Annotated in this window: 20 protein-coding genes; 14 read left to right on the top strand and 6 right to left on the bottom strand. The window is 59.5% G+C overall.

Going from position 1 to position 20,394, the window contains the following annotated elements; genetic code table 11:
• Positions 1-417 precede the first annotated feature (417 nt).
• The 4 genes from ACIPLA_RS06405 to ACIPLA_RS06390 all read left to right on the top strand — a co-directional run bounded on the left by ACIPLA_RS06405 (position 418) and on the right by ACIPLA_RS06390 (position 3,938).
• Positions 418-1,215 carry a hydroxymethylpyrimidine/phosphomethylpyrimidine kinase gene (locus ACIPLA_RS06405; protein WP_008012635.1) on the top strand — a complete coding sequence of 266 codons (798 nt, stop codon included), beginning with the start codon at positions 418-420 and terminating at the stop codon, positions 1,213-1,215.
• A gap of 18 nt (positions 1,216-1,233) precedes the next feature.
• Positions 1,234-1,857: a thiamine phosphate synthase gene (gene thiE, locus ACIPLA_RS06400; protein ID WP_123498585.1), complete on the top strand. Its 624-nt coding sequence runs from the start codon at positions 1,234-1,236 to the stop codon at positions 1,855-1,857.
• A 17-nt stretch (positions 1,858-1,874) separates the two neighbouring features.
• Positions 1,875-3,158 carry a glutamate-1-semialdehyde 2,1-aminomutase gene (gene hemL / locus ACIPLA_RS06395; protein ID WP_123498583.1) on the top strand — a complete coding sequence of 428 codons (1,284 nt, stop codon included), beginning with the start codon at positions 1,875-1,877 and terminating at the stop codon, positions 3,156-3,158.
• Positions 3,159-3,383: 225 nt separating this feature from the next.
• Complete coding sequence (locus tag ACIPLA_RS06390; RefSeq protein WP_008070087.1) at positions 3,384-3,938, top strand: tetratricopeptide repeat protein; 555 nt, start codon at positions 3,384-3,386, stop codon at positions 3,936-3,938.
• Between the two features lie 112 nt (positions 3,939-4,050).
• Here ACIPLA_RS06390 and ACIPLA_RS06385 read toward each other — a convergent pair whose 3' ends face one another.
• Entirely contained in the window at positions 4,051-4,380 is a 330-nt protein-coding gene (locus ACIPLA_RS06385; RefSeq protein WP_007894425.1) for a DUF1820 family protein, read from the bottom strand.
• 134 nt (positions 4,381-4,514) lie between these two features.
• On the opposite strand from ACIPLA_RS06385, the gene miaB reads away from it, so the two are divergent.
• The 5 genes from miaB (at position 4,515) to lnt (ending at position 9,914) form a co-directional block, all read left to right on the top strand.
• Complete coding sequence (gene miaB, locus ACIPLA_RS06380; RefSeq protein ID WP_401172447.1) at positions 4,515-5,840, top strand: tRNA (N6-isopentenyl adenosine(37)-C2)-methylthiotransferase MiaB; 1,326 nt, start codon at positions 4,515-4,517, stop codon at positions 5,838-5,840.
• Positions 5,841-6,026: 186 nt separating this feature from the next.
• A complete protein-coding gene (locus ACIPLA_RS06375; protein ID WP_123498577.1) occupies positions 6,027-7,043 on the top strand; it encodes a PhoH family protein in 1,017 nt (338 codons plus the stop codon).
• On the top strand, positions 7,036-7,530 hold the full coding sequence (ybeY, locus tag ACIPLA_RS06370; RefSeq protein WP_218398850.1) for an rRNA maturation RNase YbeY: 495 nt from the start codon (positions 7,036-7,038) through the stop codon (positions 7,528-7,530). The genes ACIPLA_RS06375 and ybeY overlap by 8 nt, the downstream gene beginning before the upstream one ends.
• 5 nt (positions 7,531-7,535) lie before the next feature.
• Positions 7,536-8,375 carry an HlyC/CorC family transporter gene (locus tag ACIPLA_RS06365; RefSeq protein WP_007894419.1) on the top strand — a complete coding sequence of 280 codons (840 nt, stop codon included), beginning with the start codon at positions 7,536-7,538 and terminating at the stop codon, positions 8,373-8,375.
• A 15-nt stretch (positions 8,376-8,390) separates the two neighbouring features.
• Positions 8,391-9,914, top strand: a complete 1,524-nt coding sequence (gene lnt / locus ACIPLA_RS06360) for an apolipoprotein N-acyltransferase (protein ID WP_123498575.1) — start codon at positions 8,391-8,393, stop codon at positions 9,912-9,914.
• Positions 9,915-10,031: 117 nt separating this feature from the next.
• Here lnt and ACIPLA_RS06355 read toward each other — a convergent pair whose 3' ends face one another.
• Both ACIPLA_RS06355 and ACIPLA_RS06350 read right to left on the bottom strand, forming a co-directional pair.
• Positions 10,032-10,811: a YdcF family protein gene (locus tag ACIPLA_RS06355; RefSeq protein ID WP_401172441.1), complete on the bottom strand. Its 780-nt coding sequence runs from the start codon at positions 10,809-10,811 to the stop codon at positions 10,032-10,034.
• 106 nt (positions 10,812-10,917) lie between these two features.
• The gene (locus ACIPLA_RS06350) at positions 10,918-11,238 is read right to left on the bottom strand and encodes a hypothetical protein (protein ID WP_123498571.1); all 321 of its coding nucleotides are present in this window, start codon (positions 11,236-11,238) and stop codon (positions 10,918-10,920) included.
• A 280-nt stretch (positions 11,239-11,518) separates the two neighbouring features.
• Here ACIPLA_RS06350 and leuS point away from each other — a divergent pair, with 280 nt between their 5' ends.
• From leuS to arfA, 4 genes are all read left to right on the top strand, one after another.
• Entirely contained in the window at positions 11,519-14,125 is a 2,607-nt protein-coding gene (gene leuS, locus ACIPLA_RS06345; RefSeq protein ID WP_401172437.1) for a leucine--tRNA ligase, read from the top strand.
• Between the two features lie 89 nt (positions 14,126-14,214).
• Positions 14,215-14,820, top strand: a complete 606-nt coding sequence (gene lptE / locus ACIPLA_RS06340) for an LPS assembly lipoprotein LptE (protein ID WP_218398854.1) — start codon at positions 14,215-14,217, stop codon at positions 14,818-14,820.
• 39 nt (positions 14,821-14,859) lie between these two features.
• Complete coding sequence (holA, locus tag ACIPLA_RS06335) at positions 14,860-15,897, top strand: DNA polymerase III subunit delta (protein WP_008070097.1); 1,038 nt, start codon at positions 14,860-14,862, stop codon at positions 15,895-15,897.
• A 188-nt stretch (positions 15,898-16,085) separates the two neighbouring features.
• Positions 16,086-16,250 carry an alternative ribosome rescue factor ArfA gene (gene arfA / locus ACIPLA_RS06330; RefSeq protein WP_046069682.1) on the top strand — a complete coding sequence of 55 codons (165 nt, stop codon included), beginning with the start codon at positions 16,086-16,088 and terminating at the stop codon, positions 16,248-16,250.
• An 8-nt stretch (positions 16,251-16,258) separates the two neighbouring features.
• Here arfA and ACIPLA_RS06325 read toward each other — a convergent pair whose 3' ends face one another.
• Positions 16,259-17,200, bottom strand: coding sequence for a hypothetical protein (locus ACIPLA_RS06325; protein ID WP_218398855.1), 942 nt, complete (start codon positions 17,198-17,200; stop codon positions 16,259-16,261).
• A gap of 225 nt (positions 17,201-17,425) precedes the next feature.
• On the opposite strand from ACIPLA_RS06325, the gene ACIPLA_RS06320 reads away from it, so the two are divergent.
• Positions 17,426-18,748: a lytic murein transglycosylase gene (locus ACIPLA_RS06320; protein ID WP_123498561.1), complete on the top strand. Its 1,323-nt coding sequence runs from the start codon at positions 17,426-17,428 to the stop codon at positions 18,746-18,748.
• A gap of 102 nt (positions 18,749-18,850) precedes the next feature.
• Here the strand turns inward: ACIPLA_RS06320 and ACIPLA_RS06315 are convergent, their stop codons facing one another.
• Positions 18,851-19,801, bottom strand: coding sequence for an LD-carboxypeptidase (locus ACIPLA_RS06315; protein WP_401172432.1), 951 nt, complete (start codon positions 19,799-19,801; stop codon positions 18,851-18,853).
• Between the two features lie 174 nt (positions 19,802-19,975).
• Positions 19,976-20,394 (bottom strand): radical SAM protein (locus tag ACIPLA_RS06310; protein WP_401172429.1); only part of this gene is annotated, 419 nt, incomplete at its 5' end.

The following is a 20,394-nucleotide window of genomic DNA, read 5'->3' as shown; positions in this document are numbered from 1 at the left end:
CCGGTTCTGTCAGGAAGCCCCCCATTCCTTTTGAGTAGACGTAAAACCGGTATTACCTGTTATTGGTTTGGATCCACTCTAGCATAGCCGTTGATGGCCATTGAACACCATTGAAATTTTTCCTGAAAAGGCTCTAGAACAAGCGTTCCAGCTCTATACATTGAGTTAGAGCTGTTGGCTTGGTCAGGTTGTGACAAGGGTACCCGGCACACATCCCTCTGTAGCAGCTGCCGAAGGCTGCGTTCAACGGCGAAGCCGTTGCAAAATCAATCACCGCAGTGCATCAGGCTAACCGTGAACACAGGCTTGACGACCGCTACGCGGCCGAACGCAGCCTTCGGCAGCTGCTACAGGGACCGCGTCACGGTTCACGGGCCGACACCCGAAAAAACATGTTTGGTGGTAAGCTCGCGCACCATGAATATCTACAGCTCTCGCCCCGTTGTCCTCTGTCTCTCCGGCCACGACCCTAGTGGTGGCGCCGGCTTGCAGGCAGATATCGAAGCCCTGCTCGCCCAGGGTTGTCATGCGGCTCCGGCCGTCACCGCCCTGACGGTGCAAGACACCGTCAACGTCACTGACTTCCGCGTTCTCGATCGCGAGTGGGTGTTGGCCCAGGCCAACGCCGTGCTCAATGATTCCGAAGTCGCCGCCGTCAAACTGGGCATGCTCGGTTCCCTGGAAATGGTCGACACCGTGGTCGAACTGCTTTCAGCACACCCGCATTTGCCGGTGGTCTGCGACCCGGTGCTGCGCGCCGGCGGCGGTGGACGACTGGGCAAAGACGAAGTCGGCTACGCCATGCGCGAACGCCTGTTGCCGCTGTCGATCATTGCCACCCCCAACCTTCCCGAAGCTCGCATTCTCGCCGAACTGCCCGAAGGCACCGCGGACGAGTGCGCTGAAAAACTCCTGCCGTTCGTCAAACACCTGCTGATCACCGGCGGTCATGGCGACGAACACGAAATACACAATCGCCTGTACAGCCGCGACGGTCGCCGCGAAACCTTTACCTGCCAGCGCCTGCCCGGCAGTTATCACGGTTCCGGTTGCACGCTGGCCAGCGCCCTCGCCGGTCGTCTGGCCCAGGGCGAACACCTCGCCAGTGCCGTAAAGAGCGCGCTTGACTACACTTGGCGCACCTTGCGTGATGCGGAGCAGCTGGGCAAAGGCCAGTTCGTGCCGCGCCGCTTGCCACTGGACTTCTGTTCGTAACGCCATGAGGCTTGTCCGATGAAACTACGTGGCCTGTACGCCATTACCGACAGCCAGTTACTGGCCGGGAAATTTCTTTCGTACGTGGAGGCGGCGCTCGAAGGCGGCGTCACCCTGCTGCAATACCGTGACAAGAGCAGCGACGAGGCCCGCCGCCTGCGCGAAGCCGAAGCCCTGCGCGATCTGTGCGAACGCTACAAGACTCATCTGATCATCAACGATGACGCCGAACTGGCCGCACGCCTGAACGTCGGCGTGCACCTGGGCCAGACCGATGGCCCGCTGATGCCGGTTCGGGCACTGCTCGGTCGTCAGGCCATCATCGGTTCGACCTGCCACGCGCAACTCGAACTCGCCGAACAAGCCGCCAAAGAAGGCGCCAGTTACGTCGCCTTCGGTCGCTTCTTCAATTCCAATACCAAACCCGGCGCACCGGCCTGCGGCCTCGAACTGCTTGATCAGGCCCGCAGCAAATTGCATCTGCCGATCTGCGCGATCGGCGGCATCACGCTGGACAACGCTGCGCCACTGGTGGCCCACGGGGTCGACTTGCTGGCGGTGGTGCATGGCCTGTTTGGCGCCGACAGCCCGGCTGAAGTGACACGCCGCGCCCGCGCCTTTAACGAATTGTTCAAATCCTGATTTTTGAGAGCCCGATCATGTCTCGTTCCGAAACCCTGTTTGCCAATGCCCAAAAACACATTCCCGGAGGCGTGAACTCGCCTGTTCGTGCGTTCAAGAGTGTTGGCGGCACGCCGCTGTTCTTCAAACACGCCGAAGGCGCCTACGTCACCGACGAAGATGACAAGCGCTATGTGGATTACGTCGGTTCCTGGGGGCCGATGATTCTCGGCCACAGCCATCCGGACGTGCTGGACGCGGTGCGCAAACAGCTGGAACACGGCCTGTCCTACGGCGCCCCGACCGCGATGGAAACCGAAATGGCCGATCTGGTCTGCTCGATCGTGCCGTCGATGGAAATGGTGCGCATGGTCAGCTCCGGCACCGAAGCGACCATGAGCGCCATCCGTCTGGCCCGTGGCTTTACCGGCCGTGACAGCATCATCAAGTTCGAAGGCTGCTACCACGGCCACTCCGACAGCCTGCTGGTCAAGGCCGGTTCCGGCGCCCTGACCCAAGGCGTACCAAGTTCGGCCGGTGTACCGGCGGCGTTCGCCAAACACACCCTGACCCTGCCGTTCAACGACATCGACGCGGTAGCAACCATGCTCGCCGAAGTCGGCCAGGACGTGGCCTGCATCATCGTCGAGCCCGTGGCCGGCAACATGAACTGCGTACCGCCGGCACCGGGCTTCCTTGAAGGCCTGCGGACCCTGTGCGACAAGCACGGCGTGGTGCTGATTTTCGACGAAGTGATGACCGGTTTCCGTGTCGCCCTCGGTGGTGCCCAAGCCCACTACGGCGTCACGCCGGACCTGAGCACCTTCGGCAAGATCATCGGTGGCGGCATGCCGGTTGGCTGCTTCGGCGGCAAACGCAAGATCATGGAGCAAATCGCGCCACTGGGGCCGGTCTACCAGGCCGGCACGTTGTCGGGTAACCCGCTGGCGATGGCGGCGGGCCTGACCACGCTGCGCCTGATCAGTCGTCCTGGTTTCCACGCCGAGCTGAGCGACTACACCAGCCGTCTGCTTGATGGTCTGCAACAGCGCGCCGACGCCGCCGGCATTCCGTTCGTGACCACTCAGGCCGGCGGCATGTTCGGTCTGTACTTCAGCGGCGCCGACGACATCGTGACCTTCGAGGATGTGATGGCCAGCGATGCCGGCCTGTTCGGGCGTTTCTTCCACCTGATGCTCGAAGGCGGCGTGTACCTGGCGCCAAGCGCCTTCGAAGCCGGTTTCACCTCGATCGCCCACGGTGAGACCGAGTTGAAACTGACACTGGACGCCGCCGAGCGTGCATTCGCCGCATTGAAATAAAGCTGCAACGCTGACGTTGGCCATTGCCAATGTCAGCTTTCACCTACATTCGCGCCCTTTTTCCTACTCATCTGCCAATAATCCCCCGCAAAGTGGGCGATATATTTCCCGTGCAGCAGAAAAACGAGTAAAGACTTTGTAAGGTTGGCCCTGCTTATTTCATAATGCGCGCTTATTGGATCCCCTCGATGGGTCCACGCGCCCCTCAGAGGTAAGTCGATTCCCATGAACCGCACCGGCCGCACCCTTGCATTGGGCTGCCTGTTGCTCCTTCAGCCCCTGCTCGCGCTCGCACAAGCAGGCGGCAACTCGTTGTTGATCCCGGCGATGGGTCGCTGCACCCTCAATACTCAGCCGCAAGACCTGACGCAAGCGCTCGCTGCCTGTCAGAAAGCGTCGGATGAAGGGGATGCGCAAGCGCAATACGAGTTGGGTGAGTTCTACTACGACGGCAAAAACGCGCCGCGCGACCTCAATCAAGCCCTGAGCTACTTCGAAAAGGCCTCGCTGCAAGGCCACGCCCAGGCGCAATTCAAACTTGGCACCATGTTCTTCCATGGCGAAGGCGTACCGGCCAATAACGTTCAGGCGTATATCGTGCTGAAAATGGCCGCGGTCAACGGCGCCGAAGAGGCGCTGGACACCGCCGACGAAGTCGCCGAAAAAATGCCCCGCGAAGATCTGGAAGTCGCTACCCAGGTACTGGGGCAAATTTTCCGTAAATACCTGATGGAATTGCAGAGCGCCGATGGGCGTACGCCGTTTTCGCCACTGCCCTGAATTCTGCGTTGGTCTTTCTGGCCTCTTCGCGGGCAAGCCTCGCTCCTACAAGGGCAGCGCGGGCCTGTAGGAGCGAGGCTTGCCCGCGAAGGGAGCGGCTCGGTCTTGAAGACTACTTCTCAGGCATCGGCATCGGAAACGGCATGACATTGCCGACCGCGCCACGGGCTTCGCTGATTTTCGGTGTGCCCAAGCGCTCGACCTCGTCGATGCGCACGATCGAATGCATCGGTACAAAACTGCGTACAACGCCTTCGAACTGAGCCTTGAGCTTCTCTTCGCTCGGATCGACGACCACTTGCGTGCGCTCGCCAAAGACGAACTCTTCCACTTCCAGGAAGCCCCACAGATCACTTTGATAGATCTGCTTGGCGTACATTTCGTACACCTGGCCCTGATTGAGGAAAATCACCTTGTAGATTGGAGCTTCACGTTTGGTCATGGTGGGCGGGTAACACATCGGGGATAAAAATGAGGGCGCGAACTATAGCATAGCCACCGGACGCGCAACGGTAGGAACCTTGGTGCATGTTCCCTATAATGCGCGGTTCTTTGAATCACGTGATGACTCTATCCATGGCCAAGAAGCTTTACATCGAAACCCACGGTTGCCAGATGAACGAGTACGACAGCTCGCGCATGGTCGATCTGCTGGGTGAACACCAGGCCCTGGAAGTCACCGCTCGCGCTGAAGACGCCGACGTGATCCTGCTCAACACCTGCTCGATCCGCGAACGCGCCCAGGACCGGGTGTATTCCCAGCTGGGTCGCTGGCGCGAATTGAAACTGGCTAACCCGGAAATGGTCATCGCCGTCGGCGGCTGCGTGGCCAGCCAGGAAGGCGCGGCCATCCGTGATCGCGCTCCGTACGTCGACGTGGTATTCGGCCCGCAGACCCTGCACCGCCTACCGGAAATGATCGACGCCGCGCGCCAGACCAAACTGCCGCAAGTCGACGTCTCGTTCCCGGAAATCGAAAAATTCGACCACTTGCCCGAGCCGCGCATCGACGGGCCGAGCGCTTACGTGTCGGTCATGGAAGGCTGCAGCAAGTACTGCACGTTCTGCGTGGTGCCTTATACGCGCGGTGAAGAAGTCAGCCGACCGTTCGACGACGTGATTGCCGAGATCATTCACCTGGCCGAAAACGGCGTGCGCGAAGTGACCTTGCTGGGGCAGAACGTCAACGGTTATCGCGGCACCACTCATGATGGGCGCCTGGCTGATCTGGCGGAATTGATCCGGGTAGTAGCCGCTGTCGATGGCATCGACCGGATTCGCTACACCACCTCGCACCCGCTGGAATTCTCCGACAGCCTGATCCAGGCCCACGCCGAAGTGCCGGAGCTGGTGAAACACCTGCATTTGCCGGTGCAATCGGGTTCCGACCGGATCCTCGCGGCGATGAAGCGCAACCACACCGCACTGGAGTACAAATCCAAACTGCGCAAGTTGCGGGCCGCCGTGCCGGGGATCTGCATCAGTTCTGACTTCATCGTCGGCTTCCCGGGCGAGACCGAAAAAGACTTCGAACAGACCATGAAGCTGATCGAAGACGTCGGTTTCGACTTTTCCTACTCGTTCGTTTATAGCCAGCGTCCGGGCACGCCGGCCGCCGATCTGGCCGACGAAACGCCGGAAGAACTGAAAAAAGAACGTTTGAACGCCCTGCAACATCGCCTGAACCAGCAAGGTTTCGAGATCAGCCGACAAATGGTGGGCTCCATTCAGCGGATTCTGGTCACCGATTATTCGAAAAAAGACCCCGGTGAACTGCAAGGCCGGACCGAGAATAATCGTATCGTCAACTTCCGCTGCGACAATCCGACCCTGATCGGCCAGTTCGCCGATGTGCGCATCGATGCCGCGCAACCGCACTCGCTGCGGGGCTCGCTGTTGTAGGAGCGAGGCTTGCCCGCGAAGGCCGCACCGCGGTCTGTCTGACGGACCGCGTTATCGTTCTTCGCGGGCAAGCCTCGCTCCTACAAGGACGGTGTTCAACATTGGTCGGTTTAAGAGCTTTCGTACCCAGGCGACTGGCGCTATCCTTGATTCATCATAATTGCCCCAGGGCGGCTAAATACGACCTTGAACGCACCCATAGAACCACATCGTTTCATCCTCGAGCCTTTTGAAGCTCGCCGCTTCGCCAATCTGTGCGGGCAATTCGACGAGCATCTGCGCTTGATCGAACAGCGCCTCGCGATCGAGATCCGCAACCGCGGAAATCAGTTCGAACTGATCGGCGAGCCCAAGCACACCACCTCCGCGGAAAACCTTCTGCGCCGCTTGTACCGGGAAACCAAAGGTACCGAGCTGTCGCCAGACATGGTTCACCTGTTCCTGCAGGAATCGGCCGTCGAGGAACTGGACAACCACTCCCCCGCCGAACCGTCCGTCGCCTTGCGCACCAAGAAAGGCATGATTCGCCCTCGCGGCTTGAATCAGGTGCGCTATGTGAAGGAAATCCTCGGTAACGACATCAACTTCGGCATCGGCCCGGCCGGTACCGGCAAGACCTATCTGGCCGTTGCCTGCGCGGTAGATGCGCTGGAACGCGAGCAGATTCGCCGTATTCTGCTGGTTCGTCCGGCGGTTGAAGCGGGCGAAAAGCTCGGCTTCCTGCCCGGCGACCTGTCCCAGAAAATCGACCCGTACCTGCGCCCGCTCTATGACGCGCTCTACGAAATGCTCGGCTTCGAATACGTGGCCAAGCTGATCGAGCGCCAAGTAATCGAAGTCGCGCCGCTGGCCTACATGCGCGGTCGTACGCTGAACAACAGTTTCATCATCCTCGACGAAAGCCAGAACACCACCGTCGAGCAGATGAAGATGTTCCTGACCCGGATCGGTTTCGGTTCCACCGCCGTCATCACTGGTGACATCACCCAGGTCGACCTGCCGAAAGGCACCAAGTCCGGGCTGCATCATGTGATCGAGGTGCTCAAAGACGTTCCGGGGATCAGCTTCACCCACTTCATGCCCAAGGACGTGGTGCGCCATCCGTTGGTGCAACGCATTGTCGAGGCCTATGAGCGCTTCGAAAATCGTACAGCCGACGAAACGGCGAAGCCCTCTCCCAAGGACACTCGCCCCGATGCTTGAGCTTGACCTGCAACTGGCTACCGAAGCGTCTGCCCCAAGCGAAGCCGAATTCCGCCAATGGTGCGAACTGGCCCTGCGCCAGCGTACTGCCGACTCCGAAATGACCATCCGCTTGGTCGATGAAGAGGAAGCCCGCGAACTGAACTTCACCTGGCGGCAGAAAGACTACGCCACCAACGTTTTGTCGTTTCCGGCCGATGTCCCCGATGAGTTTCTCGATATTCCCCTGCTCGGCGATCTGGTGATCTGCGTAGCGGTGGTCGAGCGCGAAGCGGCGGAACAAGGCAAGGAAATAAAGGCTCACTGGGCGCACCTGGTCATTCACGGCTGCTTGCATCTGCTTGGTTACGACCATATAGATGACGATGAAGCCGAAGAGATGGAAGCACTGGAACGAACGTTGCTTGCAGAGTTGGGTCATCCAGACCCTTATGCGGACGACGAAACAGACACATCCCCAATCGTAACAACAAAGGATTCAGAGTAATCGCTATGAGCGAAGATCGATCGAGCAACGGGCAGAAGTCATGGCTGGGTAAGCTCACCCAGGCTTTTGCCCACGAGCCGAAAAACCGCCAGGAGCTGCTGGAGCTGCTGCGCGATGCCCATCAAAACAAGTTGCTGGACAGCGAAGCGCTGGCCATCGTCGAAGGCGCCATCCAGGTTGCAGACCTGCAAGTACGGGACATCATGGTCCCGCGCTCGCAGATGATCAGCATCAAGGCGACCCAGACACCTCGCGAGTTCCTGCCGGCCGTGGTCGACTCGGCCCACTCCCGCTACCCGGTGATCGGCGAAAGCCATGATGACGTGATGGGCGTGTTGCTGGCCAAGGACTTGCTGCCGTTGATCCTCAAGGAGAACGGCGACAGCTTCAACATCAAGGACCTGCTGCGCCCGGCTACCTTCGTGCCCGAGTCCAAGCGCCTGAATGTGCTGCTGCGTGAGTTTCGCGCCAACCATAACCACATGGCCATCGTCATTGACGAATACGGCGGCGTGGCCGGTCTGGTGACCATCGAAGACGTGCTGGAACAGATCGTCGGCGACATCGAAGACGAGCACGACGTCGAAGAAGACAGCTACATCAAGCCGCTGCCCAGCGGTGACTTCCTGATCAAGGCCCTGACGCCGATCGATAACTTCAACGAGTTCTTCGACAGCGAATTCTCCGACGATGAATTCGACACCGTCGGTGGCTTGGTGATGAGCGCGTTCGGGCACTTGCCAAAACGCAACGAAATCACTGAAATCGGCGCCTATCGCTTCCGCATCCTGAACGCCGACAGCCGTCGGATTCACTTGCTGCGTCTGACACCTATTGCCCGGTAAAAATTAAGGAAAGAAATGCACTGGATGACCCGCCCCGGCTGGCCCGGTAACTTGCTGGCCGTGGCGGCCGGTGCACTCACCACTCTGGCCCTGGCGCCGTTCGATATCTGGCCGCTGGCATTGCTGGCGGTCGGTTTCTTTTACGCCGCTTTGCGTGAACTGAACCCCCGTCAGGCCCTGGGCCGTGGCTGGTGTTTCGGTTTCGGCCTGTTTGCCGCGGGCACTAGCTGGATCTACTACAGCATCCACAACTTTGGTGGCGCCTCGGTGCTGCTGGCCGGATTCTTGATGCTGCTGTTCACCGCGGCGATTGCCTGGTTCTTCGCCCTGCCCGCCTGGATTTGGGCGCGTTGGCTGCGCCGTAACGAAGCGCCTCTGGCCGATGCCTTGGCATTTGCGGCGTTGTGGGTGGGTCAGGAAGCCTTTCGCGGCTGGTTCCTTACCGGTTTCCCATGGCTCTATTCCGGCTACAGCCAGCTCGATGGCCCACTGGCCGGGCTCGCGCCGGTCGGCGGAATGTGGCTGATTTCCTTCACCCTGGCCCTGACGGCTGCGCTGATCTACAACGCTGCGCGCCTGGTACGCACTGGCCGTAAAGGCTTCATCGCTGTCGGCGTGTTACTGCTGGCAGGCCCATGGGTGGCCGGCATGGCGCTCAAGGAACATGCCTGGACCAGCCCGGCAGGCGCACCACTGAGCGTCGCGGCGATTCAGGGCAACATCGAACAAAGCATGAAGTGGGACCCCTCGCAGCTCAATGCGCAGCTGGCGCTGTACCGCGACATGAGTTTCAGTTCCAAACGCGTCGACCTGCTGATCTGGCCGGAAACGGCGGTCCCGGTGCTCAAGGAGTCCGCCGAGGGCTATCTGAACATGATGGGAAGCTTCGCCGCCGAGCGTAAATCCGCGTTGATCACCGGCGTGCCGATTCGCCAGGAACTCCATCACGAGAAGCGCTATTTCAACGGCATTACCGTCGTCGGTGAAGGCGATGGCACTTACCTGAAGCAGAAACTGGTGCCGTTCGGCGAATACGTGCCACTGCAGGAAGTCTTGCGCGGCCTGATCGCTTTCTTCGACCTGCCGATGTCCGACTTCGCCCGAGGGCCGGCCGATCAAGCGCTGCTGCAAGCCAAGGGTTATCAGATTGCGCCGTTCATCTGCTACGAAGTGGTCTACCCGGAATTCGCCGCCGGCCTCGCTGCCCGTAGCGATTTGCTGCTGACCATCAGCAACGACACCTGGTTCGGCACCTCGATCGGCCCGCTGCAACACTTGCAGATGGCGCAGATGCGCGCACTTGAAGCCGGCCGCTGGATGATCCGCGCCACCAACAACGGCGTGACCGGCCTGATCAACCCGTTTGGCCAGATCACTGTGCAGATCCCGCAGTTCGAACAAGGCATTCTGTATGGCGAAGTGGTGCCGATGCACAACCTGACGCCCTACCTGCAATGGCGTTCGTGGCCGTTGATCATCAGTTGCGTGTTGTTGTTTGGTTGGGCATTGGTGGCCAACCGGATGGCGAAAACCGTTTAAAGCTTCGCGAGCAAGCCCGCTCCCACAGTAGATCTACGGTGAACACAGTATGTATGAACACTCGAGATCCAATGTGGGAGCGGGCTTGCTCGCGAAGACGGCATCACAGGCACAACATCAATCAGCGTCAACATCGCCTCGATAAAACAACGAATACCCGATCTGCCCCACCGCCTCATTCATCAACTGCCCGCTCTGCCAGATCGATTTGAACTCCGGCATCCAGCCGCCCAGCGGCCGGGCATTGTCCACGCCTAAAAACCCCACTGGCGCGGGCACTACCTCAAATCCGGCCTGCTGGAAACTCCAGACCGCTCGCGGCATGTGCCAGGCCTGAGTCACGACCACCACCCGCTTGATCCCCTCCGGCAACAACACCTGAGCGCTGAATTGCGCGTTTTCCCAGGTCGTGCGGCTGCGCCCTTCCTGCCAGCGTACCGTCACGCCAAAATCATCGAGCAATGAGTCCGCCATCAGCTTCGCTTCGGTCGGTGGAGTGCCGTAATGCAGGCCGCCGCTGGTCAGAATCGGCAAGCCGGACGCCTTGGCCAGGCGCGCTGCATAGCGCTCACGTCCCAGGCCTACTCCGGTCGGCTGGTCAACGCCCCAAGCCGGATCGCCCCGCTCACGCCCTGAACCCAGCACCACGATCGCGTCCGCCCGTCGGCCCAAGGTTGCCCATTCCTCGCGCGCCAGCGGCGACTCGCGCTCCAGCGCCTTGGCACTCCACTCCACCACGACCGGCAGGCTCATCAACCAGAAGCCGCCCACGCCCAAGATGAAACACACCCCCGCCAGTCTCGGCCTTGAGCGGCGCCACCACCAGGCAAGTACCAGCAGCAGCAATAAAATGCCGGGCGGCAGAAGAAGTTGTTTAATGAAATAACGAAAAGGCATCGGGCATCTCCATAGATGCCCGAAGCCTAGGTGGGTTGACGCAACGCGACAACAAATGTGGAAGGACTTTGTTTCAAAAAACCATTTTCCATGGCTTCAAGTGCCCTTACTTGAATTGCAAAGACCGGACCTTTCCCGCGCCTTTGCCGGGTGCCTTATCCTTGAGCCAGATGATCTTGGCCGAACGTGGTGCCTCGAGTTGCTTCACTGCTGCTGACAAGCATCCCTGCGTTTCACGTTCACTACGATCCAGATAGGCCTTGACCAGTTCAAACTCTGCGGGGCTCAAACCACGCAGCTCCAGCTCCAGGGGACGCTCATCACGCAGCCGTCCGGCAGTTTTGGCCGAATCCAGCGCCATTGCGAGACGGTCTATCAGTTTTTCGTACAGCTCCGGTTTTGTAGCTTTTTGCTGTGACTCAACCATCCATCACCTCATTGAAGATAAGACTCACTCCCCTTTTAGAGCTTAGCCTCGCTGAAAAAACCGGCTGAGTGCCGCGACCAACGGCCCTCGGAGCGGGTAATGGCCACGTCCTTGCGTGTAATCAGGGTTTCCCTCGGTAGAGTGCGGTCATGTATGCTACGGCGCTTCCTGTAACTCCACTTCCAGCTCGCCTGGGCACCGAAACGCCGATTTGGCGTTATCACCGTCCAGCGTTGCATTGAAGAGGATTAGGCCACCCCTATTCAGTTCAAAAGTAGCCATGCACGAACAATATCAGCCCCGTGAAATCGAAGCCGCCGCCCAGTCATTCTGGGACGAGCAAAAGTCCTTTGAAGTCAGTGAACAGCCAGGCAAGGAGACGTTCTACTGCCTGTCGATGTTCCCTTACCCCAGCGGCAAGCTACACATGGGGCACGTGCGCAACTACACCATCGGCGACGTGATCTCCCGCTACCAGCGCATGCAAGGCAAGAACGTCCTGCAACCCATGGGTTGGGACGCCTTCGGCATGCCGGCGGAAAACGCCGCGATGAAGAACAACGTAGCGCCCGCCAAGTGGACCTACGAAAACATCGCCTACATGAAAAGCCAGCTGCGCAGCCTGGGCCTGGCGGTGGACTGGTCGCGCGAAGTGACCACCTGCAAGCCTGATTACTACCGCTGGGAACAATGGCTGTTCACTCGCCTGTTCGAAAAAGGCGTGATTTACAAAAAAAGCGGCACTGTGAACTGGGACCCGGTCGACCAGACCGTTCTGGCCAACGAGCAAGTGATCGACGGTCGCGGCTGGCGTTCCGGCGCGCTGATCGAAAAGCGCGAAATCCCGATGTACTACTTCAAGATCACCGCCTACGCGGATGAGCTGCTGGAAAGCCTCGACGAACTGACGGGCTGGCCTGAACAGGTCAAGACCATGCAGCGCAACTGGATCGGCAAATCCCGCGGCATGGAAGTGCAGTTTCCGTACAACGTCGACTCCATCGGCGAAGCCGGCGCACTGAAAGTTTTCACTACCCGTCCGGACACCCTGATGGGCGCAACCTACGTTGCGGTGGCCGCCGAACACCATCTGGCGACCCTGGCCGCGCAGAACAACCCTGAGCTGCAAGCGTTCATCGCTGAATGCAAGGGCGGCAGCGTTGCCGAAGCCGACGTCGCCACTCAAGAGAAAAAAGGCCTGCCGACCTCGCTGTTCGTCGAACACCCGCTGACCGGGGAGAAACTCCCGGTGTGGGTCGCCAACTACGTGCTGATGCATTACGGCGATGGCGCGGTCATGGCTGTTCCGGCTCACGACGAACGTGATTTCGAGTTCGCCACCAAGTACAACCTGCCGATCAAATCCGTGGTGCGCACAAGTTCCGGCGACACCAACCCGGCTCCTTGGCAGGATGCGTACGGCGAGCACGGCACGCTGATCAACTCCGGCGAATTCGACGGCCTCGACTTCGCAGGTGCGTTCGACGCCATTGAAGTGGCGCTGATCAAGAAAAACCTCGGTGCCTCGCGCACCCAGTTCCGCCTGCGTGACTGGGGCATCAGCCGTCAGCGCTACTGGGGCTGCCCGATCCCGATCATCCACTGCGACACCTGCGGTGATGTGCCGGTCCCGGAAGATCAACTGCCCGTGGTGCTGCCGGAAGACGTCGTACCGGACGGCGCCGGTTCGCCACTGGCGCGCATGCCCGAGTTCTACGAGTGCACCTGCCCGAAATGCGGCGCTGCAGCCAAGCGTGAAACCGACACCATGGACACCTTTGTCGAGTCCTCGTGGTACTACGCCCGCTACGCCTCGCCACACTATGAAGGTGGTCTGGTGGAAAAATCGGCGGCCGACCATTGGTTGCCGGTGGATCAGTACATCGGTGGCATCGAACACGCCATTCTTCACCTGCTTTATGCGCGCTTCTTCCACAAGCTGATGCGTGATGAAGGCCTGGTGAGCTCCAACGAGCCATTCAAGAACCTGCTGACCCAGGGCATGGTGATCGCCGAGACTTACTACCGTCGCGAAGCCAACGGTGCCTACACGTGGTTCAACCCGGCGGATGTCGAACTTGAACGCGACAGCAAGGCCAAGGTCATTAGCGCCAAGCTGATCGCAGACGGCCTGCCGGTGGAAATCGGTGGCACCGAGAAGATGGCCAAGTCAAAGAACAACGGCGTCGACCCACAATCGATGATTGACCAGTTCGGCGCAGACACCTGCCGCCTGTTCATGATGTTCGCCTCGCCACCCGACATGAGCGCGGAATGGTCCGACTCCGGCGTAGAGGGTTCGCACCGCTTCCTCAAGCGCGTCTGGCGCCTGGCTCAAGCGCACGTCACTCAGGGCCTGCCGGGCAAACTGGACGTCGCCAGCCTGAACGACAAGCAAAAAGCCATTCGCCGTTCGATCCACCAGGCCATCAAGCAGGCCAGCCACGACGTCGGCCAGAACCACAAATTCAACACCGCCATCGCCCAAGTGATGACGCTGATGAACGTGCTGGAAAAAGCCGCGCAAAGCACCGAACAGGATCGCGCACTGATTCACGAGGGTCTGGAAACCGTAGTCCTGCTGCTGGCTCCGATCACCCCGCACATCAGCCACGAACTGTGGCATCGCCTGGGTCACGCCGATCCGGTCATCGATGCCGGTTGGCCGGTGCTGGATGAAAGCGCCCTGGTACAGGACAGCCTGCAGCTTGTCATTCAAGTCAACGGCAAGCTGCGCGGCCACCTCGAAATGCCGGCCAGCGCCAGCCGCGAAGAAGTCGAAGCGGCCGCACGGGCCAACGAAAACGTCCTGCGCTTCGTCGATGGCCTGACTATTCGCAAAGTGATCGTAGTGCCCGGGAAACTGGTCAATATCGTCGCCAGCTAAATTGGATCGGGCGCCAGGTGATGCCTGGCGCCGAGTAAAACCTTTCGGGCCGCTTGACCGGCCCACATGGTTTCAAGGGGAGCAACAAAATGATCAAACGCAATTTGCTGGTGATGGGCCTTGCAGTCCTGCTGAGCGCCTGCGGTTTCCAGCTGCGCGGCACCGGCACCACTGAACTGGCGATCAAGGAACTCGATCTGAGCGCCCGCAATGCCTACGGCGAAACCGTAACGCAATTGCGTCAGGTGCTGGAAAGCAGTGGCGTCAAGGTCTACAGCGGCGCACCTCACAAACTGGTGCTGACCGATGAGCAGGAAAGCCAGCGCATCCTCAGTTACGCAGGCGCCGGTCGTACTGGCGAGTACCAGATGACCATGGTGCTGAACTACGACATCCGGGGTCAGAGCAACCTGCCACTGCTGAGCGACAAGCTCGAAGTGCAGAAAGTCTTCATCCATGACGGCAACAACCTGGTGGGTTCCGACCAGGAAGCCAACGATGCCCGCAAGGAAATGCGTCGTGAACTGGTTCAACGCATGATGCTGCGCCTGCAACAGCTCTCCCCAACTCAGCTGGAACAGCTGCAGCAGACCGCTGACGCCAGGGCCAAGGCTGAAACCGACGCGCTGGAAGCGGCACAGAAAGCTGAAGCGCAGACGCCGCGTCAGTCGCCTATCGAACTGCCGCAGCAATAAGCCTTACGGGGCGCTCAGGCGCCCCGTTTGCCTCTTCTTATGAAACTCGCCCCCGCCCAACTCGCTAAACACCTGCAAGGTGCCCTCGCGCCGGTCTACGTCATCAGTGGCGATGACCCACTGCTGTGTCAGGAAGCCGCCGACGCCATTCGCGCGGCTGCCCGCCAGCAAGGTTTCGATGAACGCCAGGTCTTTGCCGCCGACGCCAGTTTCGACTGGGGTACGCTGCTGCAGGCCGGCGCCAGCATGTCGCTGTTCGCCGAAAAACGTCTTCTGGAACTGCGTCTGCCCTCCGGCAAACCCGGAGACAAAGGCGCCGCGGCACTTATCGAATACTGTTCGCGCCCCGCCGAAGACACGGTGTTGCTGATCAGTCTGCCCAAGCTTGACGGCAGTGCGCAGAAGACCAAGTGGGGCAAGGCGCTGGTCGAAGGCCCGCAGACCCAGTTCGTGCAGATCTGGCCCGTGGACACCAATCAGTTGCCGAGCTGGATCCGTCAACGCCTGTCCCAGGCCGGGCTTTCCGCCAGCCAGGACGCCGTCGAACTGATTGCCGCCAGGGTCGAGGGCAACCTGCTGGCTGCCGCCCAGGAAATCGAAAAGCTCAAGCTGATGGCCGAAGGTGGCCAGATCACCGTCGAAACCGTGCAAGCAGCGGTAGCCGACAGTGCGCGTTTTGATGTCTTCGGCTTGACCGATGCGATTCTCAATGGCGAGGCCGCTCACGCCCTGCGCATGCTCGAAGGGTTGCGCGGCGAAGGCGTCGAACCGCCGGTGATTCTCTGGGCGCTGGCCCGGGAACTGCGTCTGCTGGCCAACCTGTCGCTGCAATACAGCCAAGGCGTGCCGCTCGACAAAGCCTTCAGCCAGGCCCGACCGCCAATCTGGGACAAACGCAAACCGTTGATGAGCAAAGCGCTGCAACGCTATTCGGCACAACGCTGGGCGCAGTTGCTGTTGGAAGCCCAGCGCATCGACGCGCAGATCAAAGGCCAGGCGGCGGGTTCGCCGTGGATGAGTCTGAGTCGGTTGACGCTGTTGATGGCTGGCCAGAGATTATCGCTGCCTGCCGAGTAATGTTTTTGACCCATAACGGCCATTCGCGGGCAAGCCTCGCTCCTACAGAGATCGTGTGTGATTCCTGTAGGAGCGAGGCTTGCCCGCGAAGGCGTCCGAAAGGTCCTACACAATGTAGGGACTAGACAGAATCCCTACTTCGGCAGATCATTTCCCCCGCAAAACCCACTCACTTGCGAGAGATCATCATGAGCAAAAAGCCATCTAAACATGGCCCCAACAAGGCCAAATCCATCGTCGCCCAGCCACTGTTCCGCAGCCGTCAGGAACGAGCCGGCAAGGGCAAAGGCAGCTACCGCCGCGAAGCCTTCCAGTCTAACAGCTGGGAGGCTTCTTACTTTCTGGCCGCTTGAATCAGCAATCAATTCACTGCCTGATCTTGCGCCTGAAAAGCGAAGGTCACTTTTTCGTCCAGCGTTGCGGGCATTGTCACTTTGATAATGGGTATGCTTTCTCCAGTGACCTCCTTGAATCGAAGTTGATCCTTTTGCACTTCCGTCAATCCTGAAGAACTTCCGACAATGACATAAAAGAAGGCCTCAATTGGCAGAACCGCGGCCGCCCCCTTTTCCCAAGTTTCCATCTTCACATCATTGGGTATATCAAAAGCTCTAGGCGTCACCAAGCGACCTGCCTGCATGCCTTTGACAAAGTTGGGGCCGGCAAGCGCATCAATCGAATCTCGGACATCAAAACTGCACACACCCCTCCTGTTATGACTTTCAGAAGCATATTGTTGGTAATTCCCTGCCCATTTTTCAGGGGTGTCGATACCCTGAGAAGCGCAGGCAACGGTTGAGGCGTACCCGGAAATACCGCCGCAACCCTTGTCGCTACGATGATCGGAATCCCCGTCCACGGGAAAGAAACACAAAACGGGGATCTTGAGTTTACTTGGAGGAGTTTTCAAAACAGGGTAAAAAATCAGACCCTTCTTATAGCCCATGGCAAGTCTTTTCATCTTGTAGTCCGAACGGACAAATGAAAATGAAGTGCCTCCCACCCTTACTGCCGTAGGGCTCGGATCCCAGACATCGAATCCGTCTGCAGTGGCCGTTCCACGTAGCAAAATTCCACTGCACAAGAATGCTGGCCTTCTATCCAGTCCATCGCATCGAGTGGTGGCAGTATCTCTGTAACGCGCAGCCAACTCGGCTGCCACTAACGGACCGCGAGTTGCCAACGGCGGTTCCGTCGTCGCCGAGGTAGTCATATTGTTGTAAATTGAATCGTTGCTCACATCGTGTGATGTCGAACAGCCCAAAATCAGGAAAAACAACAACGAAAGCACTATCCTTTTCATGTAAAAAGTCCCCATCGATGAACGATAAAGTTGCCTGTATCGATCATTTAACAGTTTGAAAAGAGCCCCGAATAGCTGCCAGATCTGACAGTTGGAGAGCGCATGAAATGGGACTAGGCTAGCCAGTTGGCTAGCAAGCTTTCAGTCCAAATGTTTGCCAAGCGACCGATTCTCTCAGCAGGCATGTTAAGGTCTGCACCTGATTCGTATCCTCTGGACCTGTGCATGCCCCTTTGTATTTCCCGTCGTTGGCCTCTTCGCCAACTGATAGCTGCCTCCAGCCTCGTTCTGCTTGTCGCCTGCGCGGAAAAACCCACCGCTGCCGACGCCCAACCGCTTCAGACCCGCACCGTTGCGACGGCCCCTGCGGTTATTCCGCCGGTGGTTCCAACCGGTGAAAATCTCGACATCCAGCCTACCCAGACCTTTGCCGAATGGCAGGCGGGTTTCCGTAAGGACGCCCTCGCCGCCGGCATTCGCGCCGACCTGTTCGATCGTGCTTTTGCCAATGTCAGCGTGGACGACAGCGTGATCCGTGCCGATCGCAGCCAACCGGAATTCACTCGCCCGGTGTGGGAGTACCTCGATGGCGCGCTGTCGCCGCTACGGGTGCGCAAAGGTCAGGCGCTTGTCGGCGAGCACGCCGACATCCTGCAAAGCATCGAACAGCGCTACGGCGTCGACCGTCAGGCTCTGGTCGCGGTGTGGGGCATGGAAAGTAACTTTGGTCAGTTCCAGGGCAGCAAGTCGGTGATCAACTCCCTGGCGACCCTGGCTTATGAAGGGCGACGCCCCGGGTTTGCCCACGCGCAACTGATCGCGGCCTTGCAAATCCTGCAACAAGGCGATATCGCCCCCGAGAAAATGCTCGGCTCCTGGGCAGGCGCCATGGGCCAGACCCAGTTCATTCCGACCACCTACAACACCCACGCCGTAGACTTCGACGGTGATGGCCGCCGCGACATCTGGAACAGCTCTGCTGATGCATTGGCCTCGACCGCGCACTACCTGCAAAGCTCCGGCTGGCAGAAAGGTCAGCCCTGGGGCTTCGAAGTACAATTGGCGAGCGGCTTCAATTACGTCCTGGCCGATGGCGCGATTCGCAAGAGTGTGGCCGAGTGGCGACAACTGGGGGTAACCCTGCCCAATGGCGGCCAGGTTCCGGCAGGTTCCGAACACCTGTCGGCCGCCCTGTTGTTGCCGGCAGGCTATCGCGGCCCGGCGTTCCTGGTCCTCGATAACTTCCGCGCGATTCTCAAGTACAACAACTCTTCGTCCTATGCCTTGGCCGTGAGTCTGTTGTCCGAGCGCTTCAATGGCGGCGGTTTGATCAGCGGTCTATGGCCAAAAGATGACTTGCCGCTGAGCCGTACCGAGCGAATCGAGCTGCAAAACCTGCTGAGCGCCCAGAACTACGACGCAGGGACCGCCGACGGGATTATCGGCGCCAATACCCGCAAAGCGATCCGCAGCGCGCAGCAGTCGTTTGGCTGGCCGGCGGATGGTTATCCGACGCACAAGTTGCTGGAAGGGTTGCGTAGCCGCTAAAAGCTTCGCGGGCAAGCCTCGCTCCTACAGGGTTTATGACGACCCAACAATTCCGTAGGAGCGAGGCTTGCCCGCGAAGACTGACTATCAGGCGCTAACGAACTACTGCCTGATCACCACATCCTGCTCCAACACCAACGCCTTGTCCCCCGCATCCAGCCTGACCAGCGCGCCCATCGGCAGCGTCAGATTCGGATCACAATGCCCGCTACGCCATCCGGCCAGCACGGGGATGCGCAACGGCGCAAAGGTCTGCTTGAGCAACTTCTTCAGCGCGATCGCATCAACCCCTGCCACATCCCCCACCAGAACCCCGCGCAGCTTGTGCAACGTGCCGGCCAGACGCAAATGAGTCAGCAGCCGGTCGATGCGATACAGCGGCTCGTTGATGTCTTCGATGAACAGGATGACGCCCTCGGCATCGATCTCGTAAGGCGTGCCCATGGTCGCGGCGATCATCGACAGATTGCCCCCCAGCAAACGCCCGTGAGCGATACCGGGCTCGATGGTGGTCAACGGCCAGGCCACCGGGTGAGAAAGCACACTGCCCGCCTTCACCTGCCCGCGCAGCATGTTGAAAAACGAGAACTCGGTGGGTTGCTGCTTGTCACCCAGCAGGTCCGCGTTGAGCATCGGGCCGTGAAACGTCACGAAGCCTGCATAACGACTGATGGCCAAGTGCAGCGCAGTGACGTCGCTGTAACCGATAAACGGCTTGGCGTTGTTGCGCAGTAATTCGAAATCGATGCGATCAAGCAAACGCGGCGTACCGTAACCGCCACGCAGACAGAGGATGGCATCGACCTCGCTGTCGGCGAATGCGCCATGCAAGTCATTGAGCCGCACATCATCACTGCCAGCCAGATAACCGTCTTGCTCATAAACGCCGGGAAACACGCGCAGCGAATAGCCGCGAGCGCGCATCCAGCCGATGGCTTTATCGGTGTCCAGCGCTGCGGGGCCGGCGGGCGCGATCACGCCAATCAGCCCTGTAGGTGGCAAGGCCGGAACGGGGGTATGAGGACAAAGGGTGTGGGTCGGTCGAGCAGTCATCCATGATTCTCCCTGTGAACGCTTCAGCACACAGTAGTCAGGAACGGGAATAAACAGAAGAGGGTCAATCGCACCACGGTTTGCAGGAAAAGACTGTAATCGCCGTGAGCACTGCTAAAAAAAGGCCCGCAAGGCCTGGAAGCCTTGCGGGCCTTTTTTGCTCTCATAACGGGATCAGGACGACATCAGCTCGGCCTTGACCAGTTTCGCCTGCTCGTCAGCGTGGTACGAGGAGCGTACCAGCGGCCCGGAAGCAACGTTCTTGAAGCCCATCTTGTAACCTTCCTCGGCGAACCAGGCGAAGGTGTCCGGGTGTACGAAGCGCTGGACCGGCAAGTGGCTGCGGGACGGTTGCAGGTACTGGCCCAGGGTCAGCATGTCGATGTCGTGTTCGCGCATGCGCTTCATGACTTCGATGACTTCTTCGTCGGTTTCGCCCAGGCCCAGCATCAAACCGGACTTGGTCGGAATGTGCGGCATCATCTGCTTGAAGCGTTGCAGCAGGGTCAGCGACCACTGGTAATCCGAACCCGGACGCGCAGCCTTGTACAGGCGCGGCACGGTTTCCAGGTTGTGGTTGAACACATCCGGCG

The sequence above is a fragment of the Pseudomonas sp. NPDC086112 genome (genome assembly GCF_044746425.1).
Lineage (GTDB): Bacteria > Pseudomonadota > Gammaproteobacteria > Pseudomonadales > Pseudomonadaceae > Aquipseudomonas.
The sequence above is the reverse complement of the archived record's forward strand: the minus strand, read 5'-3'. Positions and strand labels throughout refer to the sequence as shown.